Here is a 24,025-nt window from a genome sequence, read left to right as displayed (position 1 = left end):
TGGTGCAAAGGGCCTCCCGGGCGGACGGCCCTGTGCCGTCCGCTGAGACTCGACACCCGTGGATCGGGCATCGACCTGCAAGGCTTATGCCCTTGAACGAGGGCGCCCATGCCATGGCATATGACGGACGCTGGGTGAACCCCGGGTGAAGGCTTCACCACGGGGGCGCACGGGACCGGAGGGGCTCCGAGGGGTTTCGGCCGGGGGGTCAGGTCCCGTAGCGCCGGTGGCGGGCGGCGTAGTCGCGCAGGGCGCGCAGGAAGTCGACCTTGCGGAAGGCCGGCCAGAAGACCTCGCAGAAGTAGTACTCGGAATGCGCGCTCTGCCACAGCATGAAGCCGGACAGCCGCTGCTCGCCGCTGGTGCGGATCACCAGGTCCGGGTCGGGCTGGCCGCGCGTGTAGAGGTGCTCGGCGATGTGGTCGATGTCCAGGACCTCGGCGAGCTCCTCGAAGGAGGTGCCCTTCTCGGCGTGCTCCAGCAGCAGCGAGCGGACCGCGTCGGCGATCTCCTGGCGGCCGCCGTAGCCGACGGCGACGTTGACGAGTATCCCGCCGATGTCGTGCGTGGCCTCCTCGGCCTCCTTCAGCACGTTCTGCGTCCGGGACGGCAGGATGTCCAGGTTGCCCACGTGGTGGACGCGCCAGCGGCCGTCCTCCGCGAGGCCCCTGACGGTGTTCTCGATGATGTTGAGCAGCGGGCGGAGCTCGACCTCCGGCCGGTCCAGGTTGTCCGTGGACAGCATCCACAGGGTGACGACCTCGACGTCCGTCTCGGTGCACCAGCCCAGCAGCTCGGAGATCTTGTCGGCGCCGGCCTGGTGGCCCTGCTCCGTCGTACCTCCGGACGCCTTGGCCCAGCGCCTGTTCCCGTCCAGGATGACGCCGATGTGCTTGGGCGACGCGTCATGGTCGAGGCGACCTTCCACCCGGCGTGCATAGAGCCTGTACACCAGGTCGCGCAGCTTCACGATCTTCCAGCCCCTCCGTGCCATGCCCCCGTGCGAATTGCGGTCTCCCCCGAGTCTCCGCCACATTACTGCGCGGCGGGATCGGGTACCCAACTCGGTGGGTCACAAGTCCGTGATAGCAAGGACAACGTGACTGATACCAATCCCTATCGGGCAGACCACTCCCGCTACGACTCCATGCCCTACCGGCGCACGGGCCGCAGCGGTCTCAAGCTTCCCGCCATCTCCCTCGGCCTCTGGCACAACTTCGGCGACGACAAGTCCCTGGAGTCCCAGCGCTCGATCCTGCGCCGCGCCTTCGACCTCGGCGTCACCCACTTCGACCTGGCCAACAACTACGGCCCGCCGCCCGGCTCCGCCGAGCTGAACTTCGGCAAGATCTTCGCCCAGGACTTCGCGCGCTACCGCGAGGAGCTGGTCCTCTCCACGAAGGCCGGCTACCTGATGCACCCCGGCCCGTACGGCGAGTGGGGCAGCCGCAAGTACCTCCTCGGCTCGCTGGACGCCTCGCTGAAGCGGATGGGCGTCGACTACGTCGACGTCTTCTACTCGCACCGGTTCGACCCGCACACCCCGCTGGAGGAGACCATGGGCGCCCTCGCGTCCGCGGTCCAGCAGGGCAAGGCGCTGTACGTCGGCGTCTCCTCCTACACGGCGGAGCAGACCGCTGAGGCGGTGCGGATCCTGCGGGACATGGGCGTGCGCCCGCTCATCCACCAGCCCTCGTACTCCATGATCAACCGCTGGACGGAGGAGGACGGGCTGCTGGACACCCTGGAGGCGGCCGGCATGGGCTGCATCGCCTTCGCGCCGCTCGCCCAGGGCCTGCTCACCGGCAAGTACCTCCAGGGCATCCCGGAGGACTCCCGGGCCGCGGCGGGCAAGTCGCTGAACCCGGCGCTGCTCTCGGACGACGTGGTGCGGCGGCTGCGCGGCCTGAACGAGATCGCGGCCCGGCGCGGCCAGTCGCTGGCCCAGCTCGCGCTGAACTGGGTGCTGCGGGACGAGCGCATGACCTCGGCCCTGATCGGCGCGTCGAGCGTCCGGCAGCTGGAGGAGAACGTGGCCGCACTGGCCGGCGCGCCGCTCTCGGAGCAGGAGCTGAAGGAGATCGACTCCTTCGCGGTCTCCACCCCCGGCACCAACATCTGGGCCCAGCGCGGCTGACCTGCGCTTTTGCCCGCACGGCGGGTGAAAAGGAAAACGGGCCGGTCCGTGGGGGGGATACGGACCGGCCCGAGGGGGGGGTTCCACCATAACCCTTCGTAAAGCGTCCTGCGTGCATCGGCGCGAAATGATTACGCTCCGAATCCGCCCAGGAGCACTCCGGTGAGGGCTCCGGCGGCCATGAAGGGTCCGAACGCGAAGCCGGCCCTCCGGGTCGCGCGGCTGGTCAGCAGCAGGGCGAGGCCGTACACGGCCCCGTAGAGCAGCCCGAGGAAGGCCCCGGCGGCCCATACCCCCCACCCGTACCACCCAAGAGCGACCCCCAGGGGAAGCGCGAGCTTGACGTCCCCGAGGCCCATGCCGGCGGGGTTGATCAGGAACAGCAGGAGGTACGCCGCCCCGAGCGCGGCCCCGCCGCACAGGGCCCCCCGCCAGCTGCCCGCGGCGCGGGGCAGGAGGGCGGCCACGCCGAGCAGGGCGGCGGTGGCCGCGGCCAGGGGCAGGGTCAGGACGTCGGGCAGCCGGTGCACGGCGAGGTCGACGATCCCCAGCAGCACCACGAGCGGCGCCACGCCGACGAACACCGCCGCCTCGGGCCGGATCCCGCAGGCGGCCCCCAGCGCCCCGCACACGAGCGCGCAGACCCCGGCCGGGGCCCAGCGGGGGCCGCCGCCGCCCTCGGCCCCGAACCACCCCGCGAGGGGCCGCCCGTCGGGGAGGTGCGCGCGCCAGGGCTCCCCGGGCTCGACGGAGAGCCGGTACGCGGCCCGCGGCAACCCGAACCCGAAGGCTCCGCCGTACGCGACGGCGAGAACGATCACGACTACGCCCATCCGCCGACGGTAGCGGGGCCGGTCTCAGCCCCGCCGGCGACTGAGCGAAACGGCGCATGGGTGAGGGGGGCGGGGCGGGGAGAAGTTCCGCGCGGCGGCCCCGGGCCGGCCGGCGGAGCCTAGGGTGGCCGCATGGCCTACCAGGACGGCGCCGCGACGCTGCGCACCCCCCGCGCCACCCTCCCGCTGGAGATCGCCGCCTCCTACCGCGCCCGCACCCGCGGCCTCCTCGGCCGGGACGGGATCGAGGGGGCGATGCTCCTCACTCCGGCCGCCTCCGTGCACACCTTCCACATGCGGTTCCCCATCGACGTCGCCTACCTCGACCGCCGCCTGCGGGTCATCGCCCTCACCACCATGCCCCCGGGCCGCCTCGGCCTCCCCCGCCCCCGCGCCCGGCACGTCCTGGAGGCGGAGGCGGGGACCATGGCGACCTGGGGGCTCCGGGTCGGCGCCACCGTCACGGTGGAGCGTCTCGACGGGCCCTAGGTCATGGCGCGCCCCGGGCGGTAGGTTGGGGCGGTTGACGTGGGGCGTCAGGGGAGCGGCGGGCATGACGGAGAACGCGCGGGTCAAGGCGCTGGAGCAGATCATGCCGGCGACGCACGGCGCCGACGAGGACATCGACTGGCAGACGGCCGAGGCCGTCTGGGGCACCCGCTTCCCCTCCGACTTCGTCGCCTTCATGGGCCGTTTCGGCGCCGGGTCCATCAACGGCGAGGCCGGGATCCTGCTGCCGCTGCCGAAGCCCGGACTCCAGTGGGACCCGGCCGAGATGGCGGAGGAGACCGCCAACGCCCGGCAGGCCTGGGAGGCCGGGGGCGGCCGGGCCGCCTTCGACGTGGACCCGGAGTCGATCATCGCCTGGGGGGTCACGGCCGGCTCCGACATCCTGTGCTGGCTCACCACCGACCCCGACCCGGACCGCTGGCCGGTCCTGGTCATCGGGCGGCACACCGCCGAGGCCTTCGCGGTGTACCCGTACGGCATGGCCGAGTTCCTGCTGCGGATGTGCTCCGACGAGTTCGACGTGAGCCCCGTCGGCATCACCTTCTGGGACGCCGGCCACCTCAGCTTCGTGCACTGGCGCAAGGCCCAGCGCCGCTGGCAGGAGGGCCGCAACCCCGAGACGGGCGAGCCCGACCCGTACGCCGGCGAGTTCGCCGGCTGATCCCGCGACACCCCCACGGCCCCTTTCCGGAAGGAAACGGGCTTTTCGGCATGTCTACGCGCGTCCAATTCAGGGGCCCCATATTCGAAAACACAAATGGCGAAAAGCCTTTTTGGAGCATTGGACACAACTGCCGCCCCAATGGAAACAACTCCGCCGCCTTCAGGAGAGAATTCCGGCCAGGACGGGCCACGGCGGGACACCCCAGCCCGGAGCAACTCATAAGTAATAACGGGACTCAAAAGAAAATCAGGGGTATCCACCCGTGCGACGAAAAATGTTCGGCGCGGCCGCCACCGCAACCGTGTTCGGCCTGCTCGTAACCCTGTCCGGCTGCGGATCTTCCGGTAGCGGCGCCAGCGGTGACAGCGGCACCCTGCGCCTGGTGGCCGCCGAATACGGCGACACCGCGGCCACCAGCTCCAAGGCTTTCTGGGACAAGGTCACGAAGGATTTCACGGCCGCGAACCCCGGCATCAAGGTGCAGGTGCAGCTCCTGCCCTGGGCCGACATCGACCGCGAGGTCTCCCGTATGGTCAAGGCCGGCAATGCGCCGGACATGGCCCTGATGGGTTCCTACTCGGACTTCGCGGCCCAGGGAAAGCTTTATTCAGCGGAAGAACTGCTCTCGATCAGCGCCGAGGCGAACTTCCTCCAGCCGCTCGCCGAGGCCGGCTCCGTCGGCAACACCCTCTACGGCCTGCCGTTCGTGGCGTCGAGCCGTCTGCTCTTCTACAACGACTCCCTCTTCAAGCAGGCCGGCATCACCTCCGCGCCGAAGACCTGGTCCGACCTCACGGCCGACGCCAAGGCGCTCAAGGAAAAGGGCGTGAAGTACCCGGTCGCCCTGCCGCTGGGCCCCGAGGAGGCGCACGCCGAGGCGATGATCTGGGAGCTCAGCAACGGCGGAGGGTACGCCGACAACAGCGGCAACTACAGCCTCGCCTCCGACCAGAACATCGCGACCTTCCGCTGGCTCAAGCAGTACCTGGTCACCCCGGGGCTCACCGGCCCGACCCCGCCGTCGCAGTTCAACCGCGCCGACGCGTTCGCCGCGTTCCTGCGCGGCGAGGTCGGCATGGTCAACGGCTACCCCTCGCTGCTGCACGAGGCCCGCGCCAAGGGCATCACGGTCAACGCCGTCCCGATGCCCATCTCGGACAACCTCGGCACGGGCGAGACCCCGCCGACCGTCGGCGTGGCCGACTGGATGATGGCGTTCAAGCAGAACGGGAAGCGCGAGGAGATCGGCAAGTTCCTGGACTTCGTCTACCAGGACAAGAACCTGTCGGCCTTCGCCGGCCGCTACCACCTGCTGCCCTCGACGGTCTCGGCCTCCCGCACCCCCTCGGGCGGCGGCCTCGACCGCAACGACGAGCAGTTCCTGACCGCCCTGCGCGGCGCGCAGCTCTACCCGGTCAACGACCCGTCCTGGGTGACGGTCAGCGACACCATCAAGCGGAGCATCGGCCACTCGCTCGACCCGAACGGCGACCCCAAGGCCGTCCTGGAGGGCATCGCCTCGAAGGCGAACGAGGCCAAGAAGAACGGCTGAAAACCGGCGGAGACGGGACCTTCGACTCCCGTCGCGCCCCTTCCCGTACGGCAGAATGGCCGACGGCACTTGATCCAAGGGCCGTGGCCGCGTCGCCCGACGAGCGCCCACAAGGCGCGCAGGGCGGCAGGCCTCCTTCCTTCCCGCGGCTACTTCCCGGCGCGTTCCGCCGCGAACGCCGTCCGGTACTGCTCGCAGCTGGAGTTCCAGCGCAGCGTGCCGCCGACCGTGGCGTAGCCGGGGCGCTCGACCGTCCACTCCACCGTGTAGTCACCGGTGTCACAGGCGATCCGCTTGTTCCCCGCGACCTTCTGACGGCCCGTCGCGGCCTGTCCGGTCAGCTTCTTGTCCACCTCCGCGACCGCGGCGCCCCGCGCGTCGCGCAGCACGGCGTGCACCGTGATGGCGTGCTTGCCGTTCTTCGTGGTCAGGCCCTTGTTGACCAGGACGTCGGAGACCGTCCAGCCGAACTCGTACGAGGGCATCCAGGCCAGCGTGTTCGGGTCCCCGACCTTGCGCTGCCACTCGGGCGCGCTCTCGGGGCCGGGCCGGGTGACGGTCTCGTACTGCACGCCCGGGTGGAAGCGGGCCTCCCCCTCCACCTTGTGCTTCTGGTCCTTGCTCCACGCCTTCCCACTGCCGACCGGGTCCTGGGGGAGGTTCCCCTTGCCGTCGGCGGCCGTGGCGGCCGCCTGGCCGAGGGCGGGGGTGAGGGCCGCGACGGCGGCGGCGACGGTGAGAGCGGTGGTGCGGGTGCGCTTCATGCCCCGTCCAACGGCCCCGGCGGGGGCCCGGAACGTCGCCGCGCGCGCGTTCACCCGTACGTGAGCGGGGCACGGGGGGACAGCTGACAGATTCCGGCCAGGTCGGGCATATGAGCCGACCGGCTCTGGTTGTGTAGGCCGGGAACGACGGATCGACGCACGAAGAGTGGTGGGGATGTCATGGGCATGACGGTGCAGGGAACGGTGGAGGCGGGCTGGGAGCCGGTCCGGGAGGAGTTCGAGGCCTTCGTGGCGGCGGAGCCGCATTCCCCGGAGGCCCAGCTGGCGGTGCGCCACCACGGCCGGACCGTGGTGGACCTGTGGGGCGGCGAGGAGACCGACGGGGACACCCTCAGCGGCGTCTTCTCGATCACCAAGGGCGCCGCCCACCTGGTGGTGGCGCTGCTGGCGCAGGAGGGCGTACTGGACCTGGACGCCCCGGTGGTGGAGTACTGGCCGGAGTTCACGGGGGACGGCAAGGAGCGGCTGACGCTGCGCCAACTGGTGGCGCACGGCTCCGGGCTGATCGCCGTCGACGAGTTCTCCTACGAGCTGATGGCGGACGACGCCCTCGTGGCGGCCGCGCTGGCCGGGCAGAAGCCGCACTGGGAGCCGGGGACGGCGTACGGGTACCACGCCTTCGTGATCGGCGCGCTGACCGGCGAGGTGGTGCGCCGGGTGACGGGCCGTTCGATCCAGGAGGTCTACGAGGAGCGGGTGCGGGCGCCGTACGGGCTGGACCTGTACATGGGTCTGCCGGAGGCGCTGGAGGGCCGCTGGAAGCCGGTGCTGGAGATGCTGCCGACGCCGGCCCAGCTGGAGCTGCTGGCCGCGGGCGGGCCGATGCCGGAGCTGATGCGGACGGCGTTCAACATGCACCACGAGCCGCCGATGGACCTGGTCGCGTACGCCAACCATCCCAAGGTGAAGGCCCTCGGCCCGGCCTCGGCGGGCGGCGTCGGCACGGCACGCGGTGTGGCGGGCCTGTACGCGGCCACGATCAGCGGGCTGAACGGCCTGCCGGCGCTGCTGACCCCGCGGACGGTGGCCGAGGTGGCGCGGCTGCACACGCCGGGCCAGGACGCGGTCGTGGCGGAGGCCGACCACTTCGGGCTGGGCTTCGAGAAGCAGCACGCGGTGGGCCCGGAGGCCTTCGGGCACTGCGGTGCGGCGGGCGCCAACGGCTTCGCCGACCCGGTGACGGGGATCGCGTACGGGTACACCCGCCGCCGCTTCGGCTTCCCGGGCGGGACGGCGCCGGAGAACGGGCCCCTGACGGCGGCGGTGCTGAAGGTGGCGCGGGGGCTGTAGCTTCCCGGGACGGCCGGGCGCCGTGCTCAGGCCTGGCCGGTCTCGAAGCGGCTGACGCGGCCGTCGGAGACGGTGAACCTCCAGGCGGTGCGCATCGCGCCCCAGGTGTCGTTGCGGTAGTCGGCGACGAGGGCGCGGCCGCCGTCGGCCTCGGACTCGACGTCCATGTGGCCGTTGGAGGAGAAGATCTCCCGGTCGGCCCAGTCGTTCAGGTCGCGGTCGCTGCCGTCGTCGGACATGGTCGCGCCGGGCGTCAGGGCTTCGGTGAAGGCCTGCCGGTCGCCCGCGTTGACGGCGGTGACGAAGGCGCGGACGGCGGGGTCGGTGAGCTGGTCGGCGGGGATCACGGTGGCCTCCTGGCGGGCGCGGGCGTTCGGGTCCGCGTGCGCGGTCCGTGTGTGCGGGTCCGCGTGCGCGGTCTGCGTGCGCGACCAGGGAACACCGTGGGCGGGACCGGGGCGCCGACCGTCACCCGTTCGCCGGTCGGCGGCGTGTCAGGGGGCGGTGCGGACCGGGAAGCCGGTCGGCCGGCCCTGTTCCCGCAGCCATTGCAGGACCTGGTCGAGGGCGGCGACGGTCTGGCGGCGGTCGCCGCCGCCGTCGTGGAAGAGGACCGTGGGGCCGTTGCCGATCTCGCGCTTGACGCTGGCGACGATGGCGGCGGTGCCGGGCTTGCCGAAGTCCTTGGTGTCGACGTTCCAGCCGAGCGGGCGCATCCCGGCGGCCGCGGCGATGCGCCGGCTGTCGGGGGTGAAGGCCCCGCCGGGGGCGCGGTAGTACTCGACCTTCGCGCCGCCGCCCGCGGCCTCCTCGATCAGCTTCTTCGCGTCGAGGATCTGCGCCTGCTGGTAGGCGACGGGCTTGGTCGCCATGGTCGTGTCGTGGTCCATGGTGTGGTCGCAGAGCCGGTGCCCGGCCGCCACGACCTTCTTGACCAGGTCCGGGTGGGCCTTGGCCTGCGGGCCGATCATGCAGAAGACGGCCTTCACGTCGTACTTGGCCAGGACGTCGAGGACCTGCGGGGTCCAGCGGGGGTCGGGGCCGTCGTCGATGGTGATGTTGACGGCGTTCCCGCCGGCCTCCGAGGCGTGGGCGATGTCCTCGGGCACGCCGGAGGAGGGGGAGGGGGAGGGCGTCGCGCCGGCGCCGCCCGGCTTGCCGTCGTCCGGCGCACCGCTCGGACGTGACGCGTCGTCATGGTGCGGGGAGGTGTGGTGATCGCCCGCAGGGACCAGGGTCGTGACCCCCCAGACGGTGGCGGCGACGGCCGCGGCCGATGCGGCGACGGCTATCCGGGCGCGGAGGCTGTGCTTCTGCGTGCGCGTCATGTGGATCAGGACGCCTTCGAACCTGAGAAGGTTCCCCTCAATTGCCCCATAAATTCCAGGTAATGAGGACTTTAGTCCTTTTTAGTCACAGTCGGCACGGGCGCCCCCGGGGCCACCGGAGCCACGCGAAAAGGCGGGTGGGGCCCGGGAACTCCCGGGCCCCACCCGCCTCTCGGGCCGCGCTCGTCAGTGGGCGAACGAGTCCGCCGGGGAGGTGGCGGCGGCCTTGGCGTCCGCCCCGCCGGCCTGGGCCGGACCCGCGCCCCGCAGCGGGACCTCCTTGACGAACCAGGCCAGCGCGAAGCCGAGGACGGCGATCGCCGCGCCGAGCAGGAACGCGGAGTGCGTACCGGCGGCCACCGCGTGCTGGTAGGCGTCGCGGACGGCCTCGGGCAGCTTGGCCAGGCTGGCCGCGTCGAGCTGGGCGGAGCCGGCGGCGTGGGCGGCCTGCGGGCCGAGGCGCTCGGACATGGTGTCCGTGACCCGGGAGGTGAACAGGGAGCCCATCAGGGCCACGCCGAAGGAGCCGCCGAGGGTGCGGAAGAGGGTGGCCGAGGAGGAGGCGACGCCCATGTCCTTCATCTCGACGCTGTTCTGCGCCACCAGCATGGTGATCTGCATCAGGAAGCCGAGGCCGGCGCCGAGGACGGCCATGTACACGCCGGAGACCAGGCGCGAGGTGCCGGTGTCCATGGTGGCGAGCAGGAAGAGCCCGACGACCATGAGGGCGCCGCCGACGATCGGGAACAGCTTGTACTTGCCGCTGCTGGTGGTGATGCGGCCGACGACGAGCGAGACGACCATCATCGAGAGCAGCATCGGCAGGAGCAGCAGGCCGGAGTTGGTGGCGGAGGCGCCCTGGACCGCCTGCTGGAAGAGCGGGAGGTAGAGCACGCCGCCGAACATCGCGAAGCCGACGAGGAAGCCGATGACGGACATCAGGGTGAAGTTGCGGCTGCGGAAGATGTGCAGCGGCATGACCGGCTCGGCGGCCTTGGTCTCGGCCCAGAGGAAGGCGGCGATGGCGAGGACGCCGGCCACGATCAGGCCGATGATCTCCCCGGAGCCCCAGGCGTACTCGGTGCCGCCCCAGGTCGTCACGAGGACGGTGGAGGTGATGGCCACGGTCAGCAGGGCCGCGCCCAGGTAGTCGATCTTGCCTTGGGCCTTCTTCTTGGGCAGGTGCAGCACGGCGCTGACCATCGCGAGGGCGACGGCGCCGAGGGGGAGGTTGATGTAGAAGGACCAGCGCCAGCCCATGTGGTCGGTGATGGTGCCGCCGACCAGCGGGCCGCCGATCATGGCGAGGGCCATCACGCCGGCCATCATGCCCTGGTACTTGCCGCGCTCACGGGGCGGGATCAGGTCGCCGATGATCGCCATGACGCCGACCATCAGACCGCCGGCGCCCAGGCCCTGGATGGCCCGGAAACCGATGAGCTGGCCCATGTCCTGGGCCATGCCGCTGAGCGCGGAGCCGATGAGGAAGATGACGATCGAGGTGAGGAAGGAGCCCTTGCGGCCGTACATGTCGCCGACCTTGCCCCAGATCGGGGTGGAGGCGGCGGTGGCCAGGGTGTAGGCGGTGACCACCCACGAGAGGTGTTCGAGGCCGCCGAGCTCGCCGACGATGGTCGGCATCGCGGTGCCGATGATCATGTTGTCGAGCATGGCGAGCAGCATGGCGATCATGAGCGCCATGAGGACGACGCGAACGCTGCGCGGCTTCACCTCCTCGACGCTCCCGGCCTGCTTGACTGCGTCGCTCATGTCCACTCCCCGTGACACCGATTCTTCATTCCCTGCGCGGACACTTACTTGCCGCCCGGCTAGTTCACTACACTGGGGAAGGTAGACCCGTCACTAGCCGGGCGTCAAGTAAGTTCGTGGGGAGACACATGTCCAGCAGCTCCAGCGGCACCGGACCGCAGGCCAAGCGCGGGAACACGCGCCAGCGCATCCAGGACGTCGCGCTGGAGCTCTTCGCCGAGCAGGGGTACGAGAAGACCTCGCTCCGCGAGATCGCGGAGCGGCTGGAGGTCACGAAGGCGGCGCTGTACTACCACTTCAAGACCAAGGAAGACATCATCATCAGCGTCTTCGAGGACCGCACGCGGCCCATCGACGAGCTGATCGAATGGGCGCGGGAGCAGCCGAGGACGCTGGAGACCAAGCGCGAGATGCTGCGCCGCTACAGCGAGGCGATGGTCGCCGGCACCCAGCTGTACCGCTTCATGCACGAGAACCAGGCGACGATGCGGGAGCTGAGCATCGGGGAGACCGTCAAGCAGCGGATCTTCACCCTCGTCGAGCTGCTGCGCACGGAGGACGGGCCGCTGGCGGACCAGGTGCGCTGCGTGAGCGCCCTGTTCACCCTGCACGCGGGGATGATGTTCCTCCAGCACGTGGACGAGGCCGACCCGGAGGCGACCCGGCTGGCGGCCCTGGAGGTCGCGACGGACCTCATCACCCGCGCCCACGGCGGGGAGTAGCCGGACGGGCCCCGCTCCCCCGGGTGGGCGATACGCGGGCCGGGGCCGGGCGGGCACCGGCGCGTCGGGCGGGCGGCGGGCCCGCGGGCCGGTAGTCGAAGGGGGTACACGCCCGGCGGCGGGGCTCCGAGGCCGCGGGGCCGTGAGGCTGCGAGGCTCCCCGGAGGACCCGATGACGGCGCTGGACCCCTCACCCCCACCGGAGGTCGCGGCGCGGACCGGGCGGCGGGTGCGGCAGGGCTCGGCGGTGCTGCGCTGGCTGTCGACCACCGACCACAAGGTGATCGGCAACCTCTACCTGGTGACGGCCTTCTGCTTCTTCCTCTTCGCGGGGGTGCTGGCGCTGGTGATGCGGGCCGAGCTGGCCCGCCCGGGGCTCCAGATCGTCTCGAACCAGCAGTACGACGAGCTGTTCACCGTCCACGCCACGATCATGATGCTGCTGTTCGCGACGCCGACGTTCACCGGCTTCGCCAACGCGCTGATGCCGCTCCAGATCGGCGCCCCGGACGTCGCCTTCCCCCGGATGAACGCCTTCACCTACTGGGTGTACCTCTTCGGCGGCCTGATGGTGGTCTCGGGGTTCCTGACCGCCGACGGGGCGGCGGCCTTCGGCTGGTTCGCGTACGCGCCGCTCAACGGCGCCGTCTACTCCCCCGGCACCGGCCCCGACCTGTGGGCGATGGGGCTGGCCGTGGCGGGACTGAGCACCATCCTCGGCGCGGTCAACTTCATCACCACGATCATCTGCCTGCGCGCGCCGGGCATGACCCTGTTCCGGATGCCGATCTTCACCTGGAACGTGCTGTTCACGTCCATCCTGGCGCTGCTGGCGTTCCCGGTGTTCACGGCCGCCCTGCTGGCCCTGGAGGCGGACCGCAAGTTCGGCGCGCACGTCTTCGACGCGGCGAACGGGGGCGCGCTGCTGTGGCAGCACCTGTTCTGGTTCTTCGGGCATCCGGAGGTCTACATCGTGGCCCTGCCGTTCTTCGGCGTGGTCAGCGAGATCCTGCCCGTCTTCAGCCGCAAGCCCATGTTCGGCTACGTGTCCCTGATCGGGGCGACCATCGCCATCACCGGCCTGTCCGCGACCGTGTGGGCGCACCACATGTTCGCGACGGGCGCCGTCCTGCTGCCGTTCTTCTCCCTCCTGTCCTTCCTGATCGCCGTACCGACGGGGGTGAAGTTCTTCAACTGGATCGGCACGATGTGGAACGGCTCGCTCTCCTTCGAGACGCCGATGCTGTGGTCGATCGGCTTCCTCGTCACCTTCCTGCTGGGCGGTCTCACCGGGGTGCTGGTCGCCTCGCCGCCGCTGGACTTCCACCTGACCGACAGCTACTTCGTCGTCGCCCACCTGCACTACGTCCTTTTCGGCACGATCGTCTTCGCCACCTTCGGCGGCCTCTACTTCTGGTGGCCCAAGCTGACCGGCAGGATGCTGGACGAGCGGCTGGGCAGGCTGCACTTCTGGACGCTGTTCCCCGGCTTCCAGCTGACCTTCCTGGTCCAGCACTGGCTGGGCGAGCAGGGCATGCCGCGCCGGTACGCCGACTACCTGGCGTCCGACGGGTTCACCCTCCTCAACACCCTGTCCTCGATCGGCGCCTTCCTGCTGGGGGTGTCCACGCTGCCGTTCCTCTACAACGTCTGGAAGACCGCGCGCGGGGGCGAGCGGGTGACGGTCGACGACCCCTGGGGCTGGGGCCGCTCACTGGAGTGGGCGACGAGCTGCCCGCCGCCGCGCCACAACTTCCACGCCGTGCCGCGGATCCGCTCGGAGTCCCCGGCCTTCGACCTGCACCACCCGGAGGTGGCCCGTGAAGGCTGAGGCCTGGCTGTTCACCGGCACGGCCCTGTTCTTCGGGGCGACGACCGCCGTCTACCGCCTGCTCTCCACCGATCCGGCGGGCAGCTCCGCGCTGTGCGTGTCCTTCGTCATGTCCGCCCTGGTCGCCGCCTTCCTGTGGCGCCAGCACCGGCGGGGCGGGGAGCGGCCGGAGGACCGGGGGGACGCCGAGGCGGTGGACGCCTCCGGCCGGCGGATCTTCTTCCCCGACCGCAGCTACTACCCCGTCCTGACCGCCGCCGGAGCCGCGCTGACGGCGCTGGGCGTGGTGCAGGGGCTGTGGCTGTTGCTGATCGGCTTCGGGGTGCTGGCCCCGGGGCTCCTCGGCTTCGCCTTCCAGAACCTCGGCCACCCCGAGTAGCTCTACGGGGACTTCGGCGCGGCCGCCTCCGGCCGGTCCGGGCCCGCCGTCACCCCGTCGATCTCCCGCCGCTGCTCGGGTGTCACCGGGTACGGGACGCGGTCGCGGTAGTACCAGGAGCTGATGGCCGCCCGGGCCCGCGCGAGCAGCCGGCGCGGCAGGGAGCGGGTCGGGTCGCGGTCGTCCTCCAGCGGCCGGGGCTGCTCCCCCACGAGCATCACGTACCGCTCGCCGGCCGGCAGGGCCCGGTGCTCGGGGTGGAAACCGCCCTCGACCCCCTGGCGCACCAGGCCCGTCTCCTCGCCGCCGGTCAGCAGCTCCCGTTCCCGGTCCCGCAGGGCCAGGCACAGCCGCCGGGTCAGCCAGAACACCACGGCCGGCACGGCGAAGAACGCGACGCGCAGGGCGCGGGTCAGCTCCGGCAGGGGCACGGCGGAGATGAACGCGAGGATGTCCTGGGCCCCGGCCAGCAGCAGCACGGCGTACCAGGAGACGGCCGCCGCGCCGAGGCCCGTACGGACGGGCCGGTCGCGGGGGCGGTCGCACAGGTGCCGCTCGCCGTGGTCGCCGGTGATCCAGCGTTCGAAGAAGGGGTAGGCGTACAGGGCGGTGAACAGCGCGCCGGGGAGCAGGACCGCCGCCACGAAGGGGTTCCACGTCACGGTGTGCCCCCACAGCCGGGTCTCGGTGCCGGGCATCAGCCGCAGCGAGCCCTCCAGGAAGCCGATGTACCAGTCGGGCTGGGAGCCGGTGGAGACCAGGTCGGGGCGGTAGGGGCCGTACACCCACACCGGGTTGATCTGCGCGACGGCGGCGAGGGCGGCGAGCAGGCCGAAGACGAGGAGGAGGAGTCCGCCGGACTTGGCCAGGTACTGGGGGAAGAAGGGCAGGCCGACGACGTTGCGGCCGGTGCGGCCGGGCCCCGGCCAGTGGGTGTGCTTGAGGTGGACGACCAGCAGCAGGTGCACGGTGATCAGGCCCAGCAGCAGCCCGGGGACGAGCAGGATGTGCACGGGGTAGAGGCGGGAGACGATGTCGGTGCCCGGGAACTCCCCGCCGAAGGCGAGGAAGGCCAGATAGGTGCCGGCCACCGGGACCGAGGTCAGCACCCCCTGGGCGATGCGCAGCCCGGTGCCGGACAGCAGGTCGTCGGGGAGGGAGTAGCCGGCGAAGCCCTCCAGCGTCGCCAGCACGAACAGGGTGACGCCGATGGTCCAGTTGAGCTCGCGGGGGCGGCGGAAGGCTCCGGTGAGGAAGACGCGCAGCAGGTGCGCGCCGATGGCGGCGAGGAAGACGATCGCCGCCCAGTGGTGGATCTGCCGGATCAGCAGGCCCCCGCGGACGTCGAAGCTGATGCGGAGGGTGGAGAGGTAGGCCTGCGACATGCGCACGCCGCGCAGCGGCCCGTACGACCCGGCGTAGACGCTCTCGCGCATGGAGGGGTCGAAGAAGAAGGACAGGTACACGCCGGTCAGCAGCAGGACGACGAAGCTGTACAGGGCGAGCTCGCCGAGCAGGAACGACCAGTGGTCGGGGAAGACCTTGCGCACCCCGCCCCGGGCGGTCTCGGCCAGCGGCAGCCGCGCGTCCAGGGCCTCGGCACCGCGCACCACCGCCCGTGTCCTGCGCGTGGAACCCGCCACCGGCGTGCCCCTCCTGTCGTCGGGCGCGTACGCCGGACCACGCTACCGAACCGGGTCAGGGCGGGACGGAACAGACACGAGGGCCATCGGGGTACGGGCCCGCGCGGCCCGTCCCTCACGCGGAGTGCAGGGCGGTGTGCGCGACGATGGCGAGCTGGATGCGGTTGCTGGTGCCGGTCTTGTGGCGCAGGCGGCGCAGGTAGGTGTCGACGGTGTGGGGGCTGAGCGCCATGCGGTGGGCGATGGCCCGGTCGGTGGCCCCCTGTGCGAGGTGGCCCAGGAGTTCCCGCTCGCGGGCCGTGAAGACGGGCGGGGGTCCGGGGTCGGGTCCGGGGAGGGCGGTCACGGCCGGCCCGCGGGCGCCGGTGGGGCGGCCCATCAGACGGTCCGGTCGTCGCGCGGGGGCAGCGGCCCCCAGCCGTTGCCGGTCCCGCCTCCGTTGCAGCTCAGCAGCTGACCGTCCTTCAGGCTGCCGGCCGCCTGGAGGAGGGCGATGGCCTCCGGGGTGTACCGCTGCCGCAGCTCCTCCGCGGAGATCCAGCGGCAGCTCGTCGTCGTACCCCCGCCCGTCCCGCCCCCGCTCGGGTCGGCGGGCGGGGTGGTGCCCGCATGGGCCGTGGCCGGGACGGCCAGGGCGAACAGGGCGGCGGTCAGGGCGGTGAGGGCGAGGCGCTTCGGCTTCACGAGGGACTCCGTTGGTCAGTCGGGTCGGTCGCGTCGGTCGTCGGATCGACGGGAGTCCCCGGGCGCCGGGGGGAACGTCCGGCGCCCGGGGACACGTCCAGCATCACCGGCGCCGAACCCCGGGACCATGCGTTCCGCCCCTCACTAAAGTTACGTGACAGTAAGAGGAGCGGGGGACGAAGTGGACGAAGAACGCATTCCCGGGCGGATATCGGGGCTGACGGTCTTCGAGGAGACGGATCGGGCGGTCTACCAGTGGCTGGCCGAGCACCGCCGCCTCGACGCCTCGGCCGTGGCCGAGGACCTCGGGCTGGACCCGGCGGACACGGCGGCCTCGCTGGAACGGCTGGTCGCGGCCCGGCTCGTACACCCCGACCCGGAGGAACCCGGCACCGGTTACGCCGTGGCCCCCGAGGTCGCGGCCGCCCAGCTGGCGGCCCCGGTGGAGGAGGAGATCCGCTCCCGCCAGTACGAGCTCTTCCGCATGCGCCGTCAGCTCCAGCAGTTCACCTCCGCCTACCAGCACGGGGTCCAGGCGGCGGGCGGTGCGCTGGAGGTCGTCTCCGGGATGCAGACGGTGCGCACCCTGATGACCCGGGCCGCCGCGGCCTGCCGCGGCGAGGTCTTCACCTGCCAGCCCGCCGGCGGCTTCCGCACCCCCGACACCCTGCGCGACACGCTGGAGCGCGACCGGCCCCTGCTGGAGCGGGGCGTCCGGCTGCGGGTCCTGCACCCGCACACCTCCCGCTTCCACGCCCCCACCCAGGCCTACGTCGCGGCCGCCTCCGCCCTGGGGGCCGAGCACCGTACGGCGCACGAGCTGTTCGGCCGGCTCGTCGTGTACGACCGGGAGACCGCCTTCCTTCCCCTGAGCGACGGCAGTTGGGGAGCGGTGGTGATCCGCGAGCCGCACACCGTCGCCTTCCTGTGCGAGCTGTTCGAGCAGTCCTGGGAGCAGGCCGCCGTGTTCGCGGACGCCGCCAGCCAGGGCCTGGAGCAGGTCGCCCGCGAGATCGACCGGACCATCCTGCGGATGCTCGGCACCGGCCTGAAGGACGAGGCCATCGCCCGCCGCCTGGGCATGTCCCTGCGCACGGCCCGGCGCCACATCGCCGACATCATGGACCGCCTCGGCGCCGACAGCCGCTTCCAGGCGGGCGCGGCCGCGTCCCGGGCGGGACTGCTCAGCGACGGCGAGGGCGAGGGCTGAAGCGCCGGCCCGGCGGCTCGGCGGCCCGCCGTCGGGAGCGTGCGCCGATGAGGCGTGAATCCGGGACCTGAGGCGCCGGACCGCCGCCCCGGGGCCGGTTTGTCGCGGATTCCCCGGCGCCCGGACGCGGCACAGGATGGTGCCCGTCAGCCCGACCACCCCGTCCACCTCGGACGGAGCCCTGGCCGGTCCCGGGTCCTGCCGCTGGCCCTCGGGAACCGAAGAAGCGAAAGAGAAGAGGAAGACCCATGAAGAGGACGAGGACCGGATTCCGAACCGCCGTCATCGCGACAGCCCTCGCGGCAGCGGTGGTGGCCTCCGCCCCCTCCGCCCTGGCGGACCCGGCACCGGGGACGGCGGGGGCCGGGATCGGCACCGTCGGCAAACTGCGGACCGCGCCGACGGGCACGGCTCGTGCTGCGGCGGCCGGGGATGTCATCGGAACGGTCATCTCCGGCATTGACCGCGTCTTCGCGTCATTCAAGGAGTCCGCCCAGTACACGTCCTTCGTCAACGCGATGCTGGACGAGGTCGACCAGGACACCAACTACAAGTACAACATCGTCGTCGTCTACATGAAGCAGGACTTCGGTGCCGTGAACATCAACACCGGCAGGCTCCGGGGCGGCCCGGGAGTGAACAACACCCCCCTCTTCCGCACGGGTTCCATCAAGGAGTACTCCTACGGCGTCTTCATCTTCGACGAGGGAACCGCCGACTTCGGGGGGACCATGCTCTGGGACGACGGGACGAAGTACTCGGCCTACAGCTCGTCGAACGGCGGCATCCACGCCAACGCGACGGGCGTCGGGCCTGACATCATGGGTTCCAGGACGACCCACCTCAAGTTCGACCGCAGGAATTCCGAACACATGGGCGGGAACTCCATGCTCGCCGCCGGCCAGACCCTGTCGAAGGGCCAGCGGCTCGTCTCCGGCAACGGCAACACCCTCATCATGCAGGACGACGGCAACCTCGTGGAGTACGGCGACGGCGGCCGGGTCCTCCACGCGAGCGGCACGGTCGGCCGGGGCGACCACCTGACCATGCAGTGGGACGGCAATCTGGTGCTCTCCACCGCCAACAACATCCCGCTCTGGTCCACCGGCACCCCGAACAACCCGAACGCGTGGGTCCAGCTCCAGGACGACGGCAACCTCGTGCTCCACCGGTCCGACAACTCCGTCCTGTGGGCCATCACCCCGAACGGCTGGCCGCAGACCGTCAACCCTGACCTCGGGTCCCACGGGGCCAACAACAACGGCAGCCGGGGCAACCACCCCGACGGCTCGTGGATCACGATCGTCAACCAGGGGTCCGGGCGGGCCATCGACGACGCCGGCGGCGGCACGGCCGACGGCAACCGGGTCCAGACCTGGGCGCAGCACAGCCCCAACGAGCCCTCCCAGGGCTGGCGCCTGGACCCCAAGGAGAAGACCGCCGACGGAGTCGGGACGTACGCGTTCACCAACCGCGTCAAGGACGGCCAGGTGCTGAACCTGTCCGGCACCGACAACCGGACCACCCAGCTCTACCACTACGACGCCACCGACAACAGCAAGTGGATCTTCGTCGGCAAGGGAGACGGCTGGTACGAGATCTACTCGGCCAACAAGCGCAACGACTGCCTGACCGACAACGGCCACGGCAACCAGCTCACCATCGAGCCGTGCAACGGCCGCGCCGAGCAGCGCTGGGGCACCTACCTCTACTGATCCGACCGGAGCCGGCGCTGCGACTCCTCGATCGGGACGTCGTTGATGCTGGCCTCGCGGCGGCGCATCAGGCCGTCGTCGTCGAACTCCCACTGCTCGTTGCCGTGGCTGCGCCACCACTGGCCGTCCGCGTCGTGCCACTCGTACTCGAAGCGGACCGAGATGCGGTTGCCGGTGTAGGCCCAGAGCTCCTTGCGGAGGCGGTAGTCCAGCTCCCGCCGCCACTTCTCGGCGAGGAAGGCGCGGATCTCGGCGCGGCCGGTGAGGAAGCGGTCGCGGTTGCGCCAGACGGAGTCCTCGCTGTAGGCGAGGGCGATCCGCTCGGGGTCGCGGGTGTTCCACGCGTCCTCGGCGGCCTGCACCTTGGCGCGTGCGGTCTCTTCAGTGAACGGGGGGACCAGCATGGAAAGTTCCTCTCACTCGCACGACACGGAGAACGCTCGTTCTCAACGTAGAGAACGAGCGTTCTCAAAGCAAGCGGATCTGGATTACCCTTCACGCCATGGACGACGAAGAAGCCCGCACCCGCCTCCTCGACGCGGCGGAGGCGCTGTTCTACGCCGAGGGCGTGCAGGCCGTCGGCATGGACCGGATCCGCGCGGAGTCGGGCGTGCCGCTCAAGCGGCTCTACCGGCTGTTCCCCGCGAAGGACGCCCTGGTCGCCGCCTACCTGGAGCGCCGCGACCGCCGCTGGATCGGCGGCCTGCGGGAGGCGGTGGCCGCGGCACCGGAGCCCGTGCCGGCGGTCTTCGACTGGCTGGCGGCCTGGTTCTCGGAGCCGGACTTCCGCGGCTGCGCCTTCCTCAACGCGTACGGGGAACTGGGCACCGGCCCCGCCGCCGTCCTGGACGTCGTACGCCGCCACAAGGCGGAGCTCCGGGCCCTCCTGGCGGACCTCGCCCCCACCCCGGAGCTCGCGGAACAGCTCCTGATCCTGGCCGAGGGCGCGACGGTGGTGGCCGCCCTGGACCCCGGCCCGGCCCCGGCCCTCCACGCCCGCACGGCGGCGCAGCGGCTCCTGGAGGCCGCCGCACACCCGCGCGCGTGAGCGTCCGTACGGCCGGGGCGCCCGGCTCAGGCCAGCGGGGCCGCCGACAGCTCCAGGACCTGCGCCGGGCCCGCGCGGAAGGCGGGGCCGGCGGCGTCGGCCTCGATCATGTGGGGTGTGGCGTCGTGGGCGGCCAGCGCCTCCTTCGACGTCCACTCCTCGATCAGGACGAAGCGGTCGGGGTCGCCCGCCACCGCGTGGAGGTCGTAGCGCAGGCACCCGTCCTCCGCCCGGACCAGCGGCGCGAGGCGCGCGTACGCCTCCTCCTGTTCCCGGCCCCGGCCGGGCAGGGTGGCGATCAGGACGACGAGCTTCACCGACTGCGACATGCGGCGCAGCCTATGCCTCCAAGATCGGCTCCGGCAGCCCGATTTCGCCCTGTGAGATGGTGGACCGCGTGAACCTGGAAGACCTCGTCCGGCTGCGCCGGGCCCGTGACGCGATGGACCGCGACTACGCCGAGCCGCTGGACGTGCCCGCCCTGGCGCGCATCGCCCTGATGTCGGTCGGCCACTTCCAGCGCAGCTTCCGCGCCGCCTACGGCGAGACCCCGTACGGCTACCTCATGACCCGCCGCATCGAACGGGCCAAGGCCCTGCTGCGGCGCGGCGACCTGTCGGTGACGGAGGTCTGCTTCGAGGTCGGCTGTACCTCGCTCGGCTCGTTCAGCTCCCGCTTCACCGAGCTGGTCGGCGAGAGCCCGAGCGCCTACCGGGCCCGCGACCACGGCGACAGCGCCGCCATCCCCGCCTGCATCGTGAAGATCCACACGCGTCCGGTCAGGAACGGAGAAGCCAAATCCGACGGCCGCGCGTAGCGTCTGAGCCATGGGAATCAAGCTTTCGCAGTGCTTCATCGCCGTCGACGACCACGACAAGGCCATCCCCTTCTACCGGGACGTCCTCGGCCTTGAGGTCCGCAACGACGTCGGGTACGAGAACATGCGCTGGGTGACCGTCGGGTCGCCCGCGCAGCCGGACGTGGAGATCGTCCTGGAGCCCCCGCTCGCCGACCCGAACGCCACCCCCGCCGACCGCCAGGCGGTCGCGGAGCTGATGGCGAAGGGCATGCTGCGCGGGGTCATCTTCACCACCGACGACGTCGACGGCACGTTCGAGCGGATCCGCGCGGCGGGCGCCGACGTGCTCCAGGAGCCGATGGACCAGCCGTACGGGGTCCGCGACTGCGCCTTCCGCGACCCGGCGGGGAACATGCTGCGCTTCAACCAGCCCCGCAAGGCCTGACCCCGGACGTCAGCAGCGGCCGAGCCGGTCCTCCAGGGCGGCGGGCAGCGGGTAGACCCGCTCGGGCGGCAGCAGCCGCCGCGCCCTGGCGGCCTGCCCGCCCTGGATGAGGGCGGCCGCCTTGAGGACCCGCGGGGTGAGGTCGGTGATGCCGGTGGTCCACTCGTCGGCGAAGGTGCGGATGAGGTCGCGGCCGATGCCGACCTGGATGCTGTAGTGGTTCAGCGCGGCCCCGCGTGCGGAGCGCTCGGGGTCCCACTGGACGTGCACCGCCGCTCCGGCGAGGGCGTCCGGGCCGGAGGTGGTGAGCACGGCCCGCGCCAGGGCCTCCTCCCACCCCGCCCGGGTGATCCGCACGGCGAGGATCCGCTCCTGGCCGGGCTTGCGGGCCCAGTTGCTGCGGTGCATCAGCCAGAGGAAGGACGGCTTGATCCACGTCATCCGCCCGAACGAGAACGGCGCGACGAACCGGCCCGCGCGCAGGGCCGCGTCGGCGATGGCGGCGGGGTAGGCCTGGTAGACGGTGATGCCGTGGGCGTCGTAGTCCGCCCGGACCTGGAACTGGGGTGCGGTTGCCATGGCCCGGAGTATCGGATCCGGCCCGCCGGTACCGCGACCGGGTTTCAGCGTGGCCGACGTGGTCCGCGTGCGGCCGCCTCGTCTACGTACGGCCGCCTCCACGACGTACGGCCGCCTCCTCGGCCCGGACGGCTGACGACACACCCCGTCCCGGGCCGACATGCCCGGCCGGGAGTTCTCGTTTCGCTAGCTTGTCGCATCATCCGCTTCTCCCGGAAGAAGACCCGATGCGCCAGCCCGCTCCCTCCACCCCGCGCGGCCGCATCGCGTGGTGGACCGCGCTCCTGACCGCGCTCCTCGCCTCCTGGCTCCTGCCGACCGCGCACGCGCACGCCGCCGCCCCGCCGGGAGGGCAGTCGGTGACCGTCCTCACGGACCGGTGAGCGGGGACAGCGCGGCGGGGCGGGACGCGCCGGCGGCCGCCGAGCCGCGCAGGAGGGCGGACAGGTCGTGGGGCGGCGCCGGCTCGCCGGTCGGGGTGGCGTCCGTGATCCGGTCCAGGCGGAAGCCGCGGCCGGCCCGGCGCGTGCGGCACCAGCCGATCAGGTACCAGTGGCCCTCGGCCGTGAGCAGGCCGGCCGGTTCCACGGCGCGCTCGCTCACGCGGCCGGACGCGTCGGCGTACGCGAGCCGCAGCACCGTGCCGTCGGCGAGGGCCCGCTCCACCGCGTCGCGGACCGCCCGCTCCGTCCGGGACGGCAGGGCGACGATCCGCACGGCCAGCCCCTCGGCGGCCGCCGCGGCGGGACCCGTCATCGAGGCGATCAGCTTCTGGTACGCCGTCCGGGCCGCCCCCGCGTAGGGGGTCCCGGCGGCGGCGAGGGCGGCGGCCAGGGCCGCGGCCTCGTCGGCGGTGAAGTGGACCGGGGGCAGGGTCATGGCCGGGTCGACCGTCCAGCCGCCGCCCCGGCCGGGGGTGGTGCGTACGGGGACGCCGGACTCCATCAGGGCCTGGAGGTCGCGCTGCACCGTCCGCGTACTGACCTCGAACCGTGCGGCGAGCGCCGCGACCGTGCGCGGCCTCGGCGCCGACGCACGCAACTCCTCCACGAGGGCGTAGAGCCTGGTCGTACGGTCCATGGGCCCGACGCTACCGGCCCACGGCGGCGAGGAACTCCCGCTCGCGCGCGAACTCCCGGTCGGCGACGGTCAGGGGGAAGAGCGTGAACCCGTGCATCGCGCCCGCGACCACCCCGAGCCGTACGGGGGCGCCCGCCGCCCGCCAGCGCTGGGCGAGGAAGAGCGAGTCGTCCAGCAGGGGGTCCTCGGTGCCGACGACGATCCGCGCGGGCGGCAGGCCGGTCAGGTCGGCGTACAGCGGCGAGAGCCCTGGGGCGCGGCGCTCCTCCGGGCCGGTACCGGGCGAGAAGGAGTCGTAACTGCCCAGCAGCGATTCGGTGTTGCTGAGGAGGCGGCGGGAGCCGAAGGAGCGCTGGCTCGGGGTCATGGACAGGTCGTACGGGCCGAAGGACAGCTGCGCTCCCCGGAACGCCCCGCCGAGGCCGTGGCGGTCACGCAGGCGCAGCAGGGTCAGGACCGCGAGGTGGGCGCCGGCGGACTCACCGCCGATCAGCAGCCGGCCGGTCCCGAACTCGGCGGCGGCGTTCCCGACGAGCCAGCGGGCGACGGCCTCGCAGTCGTCGGGTCCGGCGGGGAAGGGGTGTTCGGGCGCGAGCCGGTAGTCGACGCTGACGACGGCCAGCCGGGCGGCTTCGGCGATCCCCAGGAGCCGTTCGTCCTGCCCGTCGGCGGAGCCGAACGACCAGCCGCCGCCGTGGATGTGCAGGTACACCCCGTCGACCGGACCGCCGTCCGTGCCCTCCGGTACGAAGGTCCGCACCCGCACCCCGGCGACGACCCGGTCCCGGCCCTGCGGCAGCCGCACGGGCGGGGCGTCCCCGGCGAGCCGGTTGCGGCGGATGCGGGCGAGGAGATCCGCGTCCAGGACCCGCCCGCGGGCGGGGCGGGTCGCGGCGGCGGCCTCGAACCGCGCGTTGAAGGCGAGGGTCTCGGCGAGGCAGTCCCGGTCGGTGAGCGGCAGGGCCGCGGCCGTCGTCGCGGTCATCGCCGGGGGCGTTGATGTCGTCATGCGTCGAGGTTC

Annotated in this window: 28 protein-coding genes; 14 read left to right on the top strand and 14 right to left on the bottom strand. The window is 72.0% G+C overall.

Annotated elements, in window-relative coordinates:
• Positions 1-208: 208 nt before the first annotated feature.
• A complete protein-coding gene (locus tag ABT403_RS08680) occupies positions 209-970 on the bottom strand; it encodes an isoprenyl transferase (protein ID WP_344165828.1) in 762 nt (253 codons plus the stop codon).
• A 129-nt stretch (positions 971-1,099) separates the two neighbouring features.
• Here ABT403_RS08680 and mgrA point away from each other — a divergent pair, with 129 nt between their 5' ends.
• On the top strand, positions 1,100-2,137 hold the full coding sequence (gene mgrA, locus ABT403_RS08675; protein ID WP_344164297.1) for an L-glyceraldehyde 3-phosphate reductase: 1,038 nt from the start codon (positions 1,100-1,102) through the stop codon (positions 2,135-2,137).
• A 131-nt stretch (positions 2,138-2,268) separates the two neighbouring features.
• Here the strand turns inward: mgrA and ABT403_RS08670 are convergent, their stop codons facing one another.
• Positions 2,269-2,970, bottom strand: a complete 702-nt coding sequence (locus tag ABT403_RS08670; protein ID WP_344164294.1) for a prepilin peptidase — start codon at positions 2,968-2,970, stop codon at positions 2,269-2,271.
• Positions 2,971-3,102: 132 nt separating this feature from the next.
• Between ABT403_RS08670 and ABT403_RS08665 the strand changes: the two genes are divergently transcribed.
• The 3 genes from ABT403_RS08665 (at position 3,103) to ABT403_RS08655 (ending at position 5,696) form a co-directional block, all read left to right on the top strand.
• Complete coding sequence (locus ABT403_RS08665; RefSeq protein WP_344164291.1) at positions 3,103-3,459, top strand: DUF192 domain-containing protein; 357 nt, start codon at positions 3,103-3,105, stop codon at positions 3,457-3,459.
• A 64-nt stretch (positions 3,460-3,523) separates the two neighbouring features.
• Positions 3,524-4,141 (top strand): SMI1/KNR4 family protein, encoded by a 618-nt coding sequence (locus tag ABT403_RS08660; protein WP_344164288.1) that lies wholly within the window; start codon positions 3,524-3,526, stop codon positions 4,139-4,141.
• Between the two features lie 265 nt (positions 4,142-4,406).
• On the top strand, positions 4,407-5,696 hold the full coding sequence (locus ABT403_RS08655) for an extracellular solute-binding protein (RefSeq protein WP_486388782.1): 1,290 nt from the start codon (positions 4,407-4,409) through the stop codon (positions 5,694-5,696).
• A gap of 149 nt (positions 5,697-5,845) precedes the next feature.
• On the opposite strand, the gene ABT403_RS08650 is transcribed toward ABT403_RS08655, so the two are convergent.
• Positions 5,846-6,460 (bottom strand): hypothetical protein, encoded by a 615-nt coding sequence (locus ABT403_RS08650; RefSeq protein WP_344164285.1) that lies wholly within the window; start codon positions 6,458-6,460, stop codon positions 5,846-5,848.
• A gap of 186 nt (positions 6,461-6,646) precedes the next feature.
• On the opposite strand from ABT403_RS08650, the gene ABT403_RS08645 reads away from it, so the two are divergent.
• Positions 6,647-7,771: a serine hydrolase domain-containing protein gene (locus tag ABT403_RS08645; protein WP_344164282.1), complete on the top strand. Its 1,125-nt coding sequence runs from the start codon at positions 6,647-6,649 to the stop codon at positions 7,769-7,771.
• Positions 7,772-7,797: 26 nt separating this feature from the next.
• Here the strand turns inward: ABT403_RS08645 and ABT403_RS08640 are convergent, their stop codons facing one another.
• From ABT403_RS08640 to ABT403_RS08630, 3 genes are all read right to left on the bottom strand, one after another.
• Complete coding sequence (locus tag ABT403_RS08640; protein ID WP_344164279.1) at positions 7,798-8,118, bottom strand: nuclear transport factor 2 family protein; 321 nt, start codon at positions 8,116-8,118, stop codon at positions 7,798-7,800.
• Positions 8,119-8,265: 147 nt separating this feature from the next.
• Positions 8,266-9,099, bottom strand: coding sequence for a polysaccharide deacetylase family protein (locus ABT403_RS08635; protein WP_344164276.1), 834 nt, complete (start codon positions 9,097-9,099; stop codon positions 8,266-8,268).
• Positions 9,100-9,285: 186 nt separating this feature from the next.
• Entirely contained in the window at positions 9,286-10,869 is a 1,584-nt protein-coding gene (locus tag ABT403_RS08630) for an MDR family MFS transporter (RefSeq protein ID WP_344164272.1), read from the bottom strand.
• Between the two features lie 128 nt (positions 10,870-10,997).
• Here ABT403_RS08630 and ABT403_RS08625 point away from each other — a divergent pair, with 128 nt between their 5' ends.
• The 3 genes from ABT403_RS08625 to ctaF all read left to right on the top strand — a co-directional run bounded on the left by ABT403_RS08625 (position 10,998) and on the right by ctaF (position 13,801).
• Complete coding sequence (locus ABT403_RS08625; RefSeq protein ID WP_344164269.1) at positions 10,998-11,591, top strand: TetR/AcrR family transcriptional regulator; 594 nt, start codon at positions 10,998-11,000, stop codon at positions 11,589-11,591.
• Between the two features lie 172 nt (positions 11,592-11,763).
• The gene (gene ctaD, locus ABT403_RS08620; RefSeq protein WP_344164266.1) at positions 11,764-13,422 is read left to right on the top strand and encodes an aa3-type cytochrome oxidase subunit I; all 1,659 of its coding nucleotides are present in this window, start codon (positions 11,764-11,766) and stop codon (positions 13,420-13,422) included.
• The gene (gene ctaF, locus ABT403_RS08615) at positions 13,412-13,801 is read left to right on the top strand and encodes an aa3-type cytochrome oxidase subunit IV (protein WP_344164263.1); all 390 of its coding nucleotides are present in this window, start codon (positions 13,412-13,414) and stop codon (positions 13,799-13,801) included. The genes ctaD and ctaF overlap by 11 nt, the downstream gene beginning before the upstream one ends.
• 2 nt (positions 13,802-13,803) lie before the next feature.
• Here the strand turns inward: ctaF and qcrB are convergent, their stop codons facing one another.
• The 3 genes from qcrB to ABT403_RS08600 form a co-directional block, all read right to left on the bottom strand.
• Entirely contained in the window at positions 13,804-15,444 is a 1,641-nt protein-coding gene (gene qcrB / locus ABT403_RS08610) for a cytochrome bc1 complex cytochrome b subunit (RefSeq protein ID WP_344164260.1), read from the bottom strand.
• 115 nt (positions 15,445-15,559) lie between these two features.
• Positions 15,560-15,823 (bottom strand): response regulator transcription factor, encoded by a 264-nt coding sequence (locus ABT403_RS08605; protein ID WP_344164257.1) that lies wholly within the window; start codon positions 15,821-15,823, stop codon positions 15,560-15,562.
• Positions 15,823-16,128: a hypothetical protein gene (locus ABT403_RS08600; protein WP_344164254.1), complete on the bottom strand. Its 306-nt coding sequence runs from the start codon at positions 16,126-16,128 to the stop codon at positions 15,823-15,825. Before ABT403_RS08600 ends, ABT403_RS08605 begins: the two co-directional genes overlap by 1 nt.
• A gap of 181 nt (positions 16,129-16,309) precedes the next feature.
• On the opposite strand from ABT403_RS08600, the gene ABT403_RS08595 reads away from it, so the two are divergent.
• Both ABT403_RS08595 and ABT403_RS08590 read left to right on the top strand, forming a co-directional pair.
• Positions 16,310-17,338: a helix-turn-helix transcriptional regulator gene (locus tag ABT403_RS08595; RefSeq protein WP_344164251.1), complete on the top strand. Its 1,029-nt coding sequence runs from the start codon at positions 16,310-16,312 to the stop codon at positions 17,336-17,338.
• A gap of 248 nt (positions 17,339-17,586) precedes the next feature.
• Positions 17,587-19,053: an RICIN domain-containing protein gene (locus tag ABT403_RS08590; RefSeq protein WP_344164248.1), complete on the top strand. Its 1,467-nt coding sequence runs from the start codon at positions 17,587-17,589 to the stop codon at positions 19,051-19,053.
• On the opposite strand, the gene ABT403_RS08585 is transcribed toward ABT403_RS08590, so the two are convergent.
• Positions 19,047-19,457 carry a nuclear transport factor 2 family protein gene (locus ABT403_RS08585; protein ID WP_344164245.1) on the bottom strand — a complete coding sequence of 137 codons (411 nt, stop codon included), beginning with the start codon at positions 19,455-19,457 and terminating at the stop codon, positions 19,047-19,049. The two genes, ABT403_RS08590 and ABT403_RS08585, sit on opposite strands and share 7 nt — an antisense overlap.
• A 98-nt stretch (positions 19,458-19,555) precedes the next feature.
• On the opposite strand from ABT403_RS08585, the gene ABT403_RS08580 reads away from it, so the two are divergent.
• Positions 19,556-20,101: a TetR/AcrR family transcriptional regulator gene (locus ABT403_RS08580; protein WP_344164242.1), complete on the top strand. Its 546-nt coding sequence runs from the start codon at positions 19,556-19,558 to the stop codon at positions 20,099-20,101.
• A gap of 26 nt (positions 20,102-20,127) precedes the next feature.
• On the opposite strand, the gene ABT403_RS08575 is transcribed toward ABT403_RS08580, so the two are convergent.
• Positions 20,128-20,430, bottom strand: a complete 303-nt coding sequence (locus ABT403_RS08575; RefSeq protein WP_344164239.1) for a putative quinol monooxygenase — start codon at positions 20,428-20,430, stop codon at positions 20,128-20,130.
• A 68-nt stretch (positions 20,431-20,498) separates the two neighbouring features.
• Here ABT403_RS08575 and ABT403_RS08570 point away from each other — a divergent pair, with 68 nt between their 5' ends.
• Positions 20,499-20,918: a helix-turn-helix transcriptional regulator gene (locus ABT403_RS08570; protein WP_344164236.1), complete on the top strand. Its 420-nt coding sequence runs from the start codon at positions 20,499-20,501 to the stop codon at positions 20,916-20,918.
• A gap of 10 nt (positions 20,919-20,928) precedes the next feature.
• Positions 20,929-21,345 carry a VOC family protein gene (locus tag ABT403_RS08565; protein WP_344164233.1) on the top strand — a complete coding sequence of 139 codons (417 nt, stop codon included), beginning with the start codon at positions 20,929-20,931 and terminating at the stop codon, positions 21,343-21,345.
• 9 nt (positions 21,346-21,354) lie between these two features.
• Here the strand turns inward: ABT403_RS08565 and ABT403_RS08560 are convergent, their stop codons facing one another.
• Entirely contained in the window at positions 21,355-21,924 is a 570-nt protein-coding gene (locus ABT403_RS08560) for a DUF4291 domain-containing protein (protein ID WP_344164231.1), read from the bottom strand.
• A 227-nt stretch (positions 21,925-22,151) separates the two neighbouring features.
• Here ABT403_RS08560 and ABT403_RS08555 point away from each other — a divergent pair, with 227 nt between their 5' ends.
• Complete coding sequence (locus ABT403_RS08555; protein ID WP_344164228.1) at positions 22,152-22,307, top strand: hypothetical protein; 156 nt, start codon at positions 22,152-22,154, stop codon at positions 22,305-22,307.
• Here the strand turns inward: ABT403_RS08555 and ABT403_RS08550 are convergent.
• On the bottom strand, positions 22,294-23,004 hold the full coding sequence (locus tag ABT403_RS08550; protein ID WP_344164225.1) for a helix-turn-helix transcriptional regulator: 711 nt from the start codon (positions 23,002-23,004) through the stop codon (positions 22,294-22,296). The two genes, ABT403_RS08555 and ABT403_RS08550, sit on opposite strands and share 14 nt — an antisense overlap.
• 10 nt (positions 23,005-23,014) lie before the next feature.
• Positions 23,015-24,013, bottom strand: coding sequence for an alpha/beta hydrolase (locus ABT403_RS08545; protein ID WP_344164222.1), 999 nt, complete (start codon positions 24,011-24,013; stop codon positions 23,015-23,017).
• Positions 24,014-24,025: the final 12 nt, after the last annotated feature.

The organism is Streptomyces sp. NPDC000075, assembly GCF_040301925.1.
Lineage (GTDB): Bacteria > Actinomycetota > Actinomycetes > Streptomycetales > Streptomycetaceae > Streptomyces > Streptomyces polychromogenes.
The sequence above is the reverse complement of the archived record's forward strand: the minus strand, read 5'-3'. Positions and strand labels throughout refer to the sequence as shown.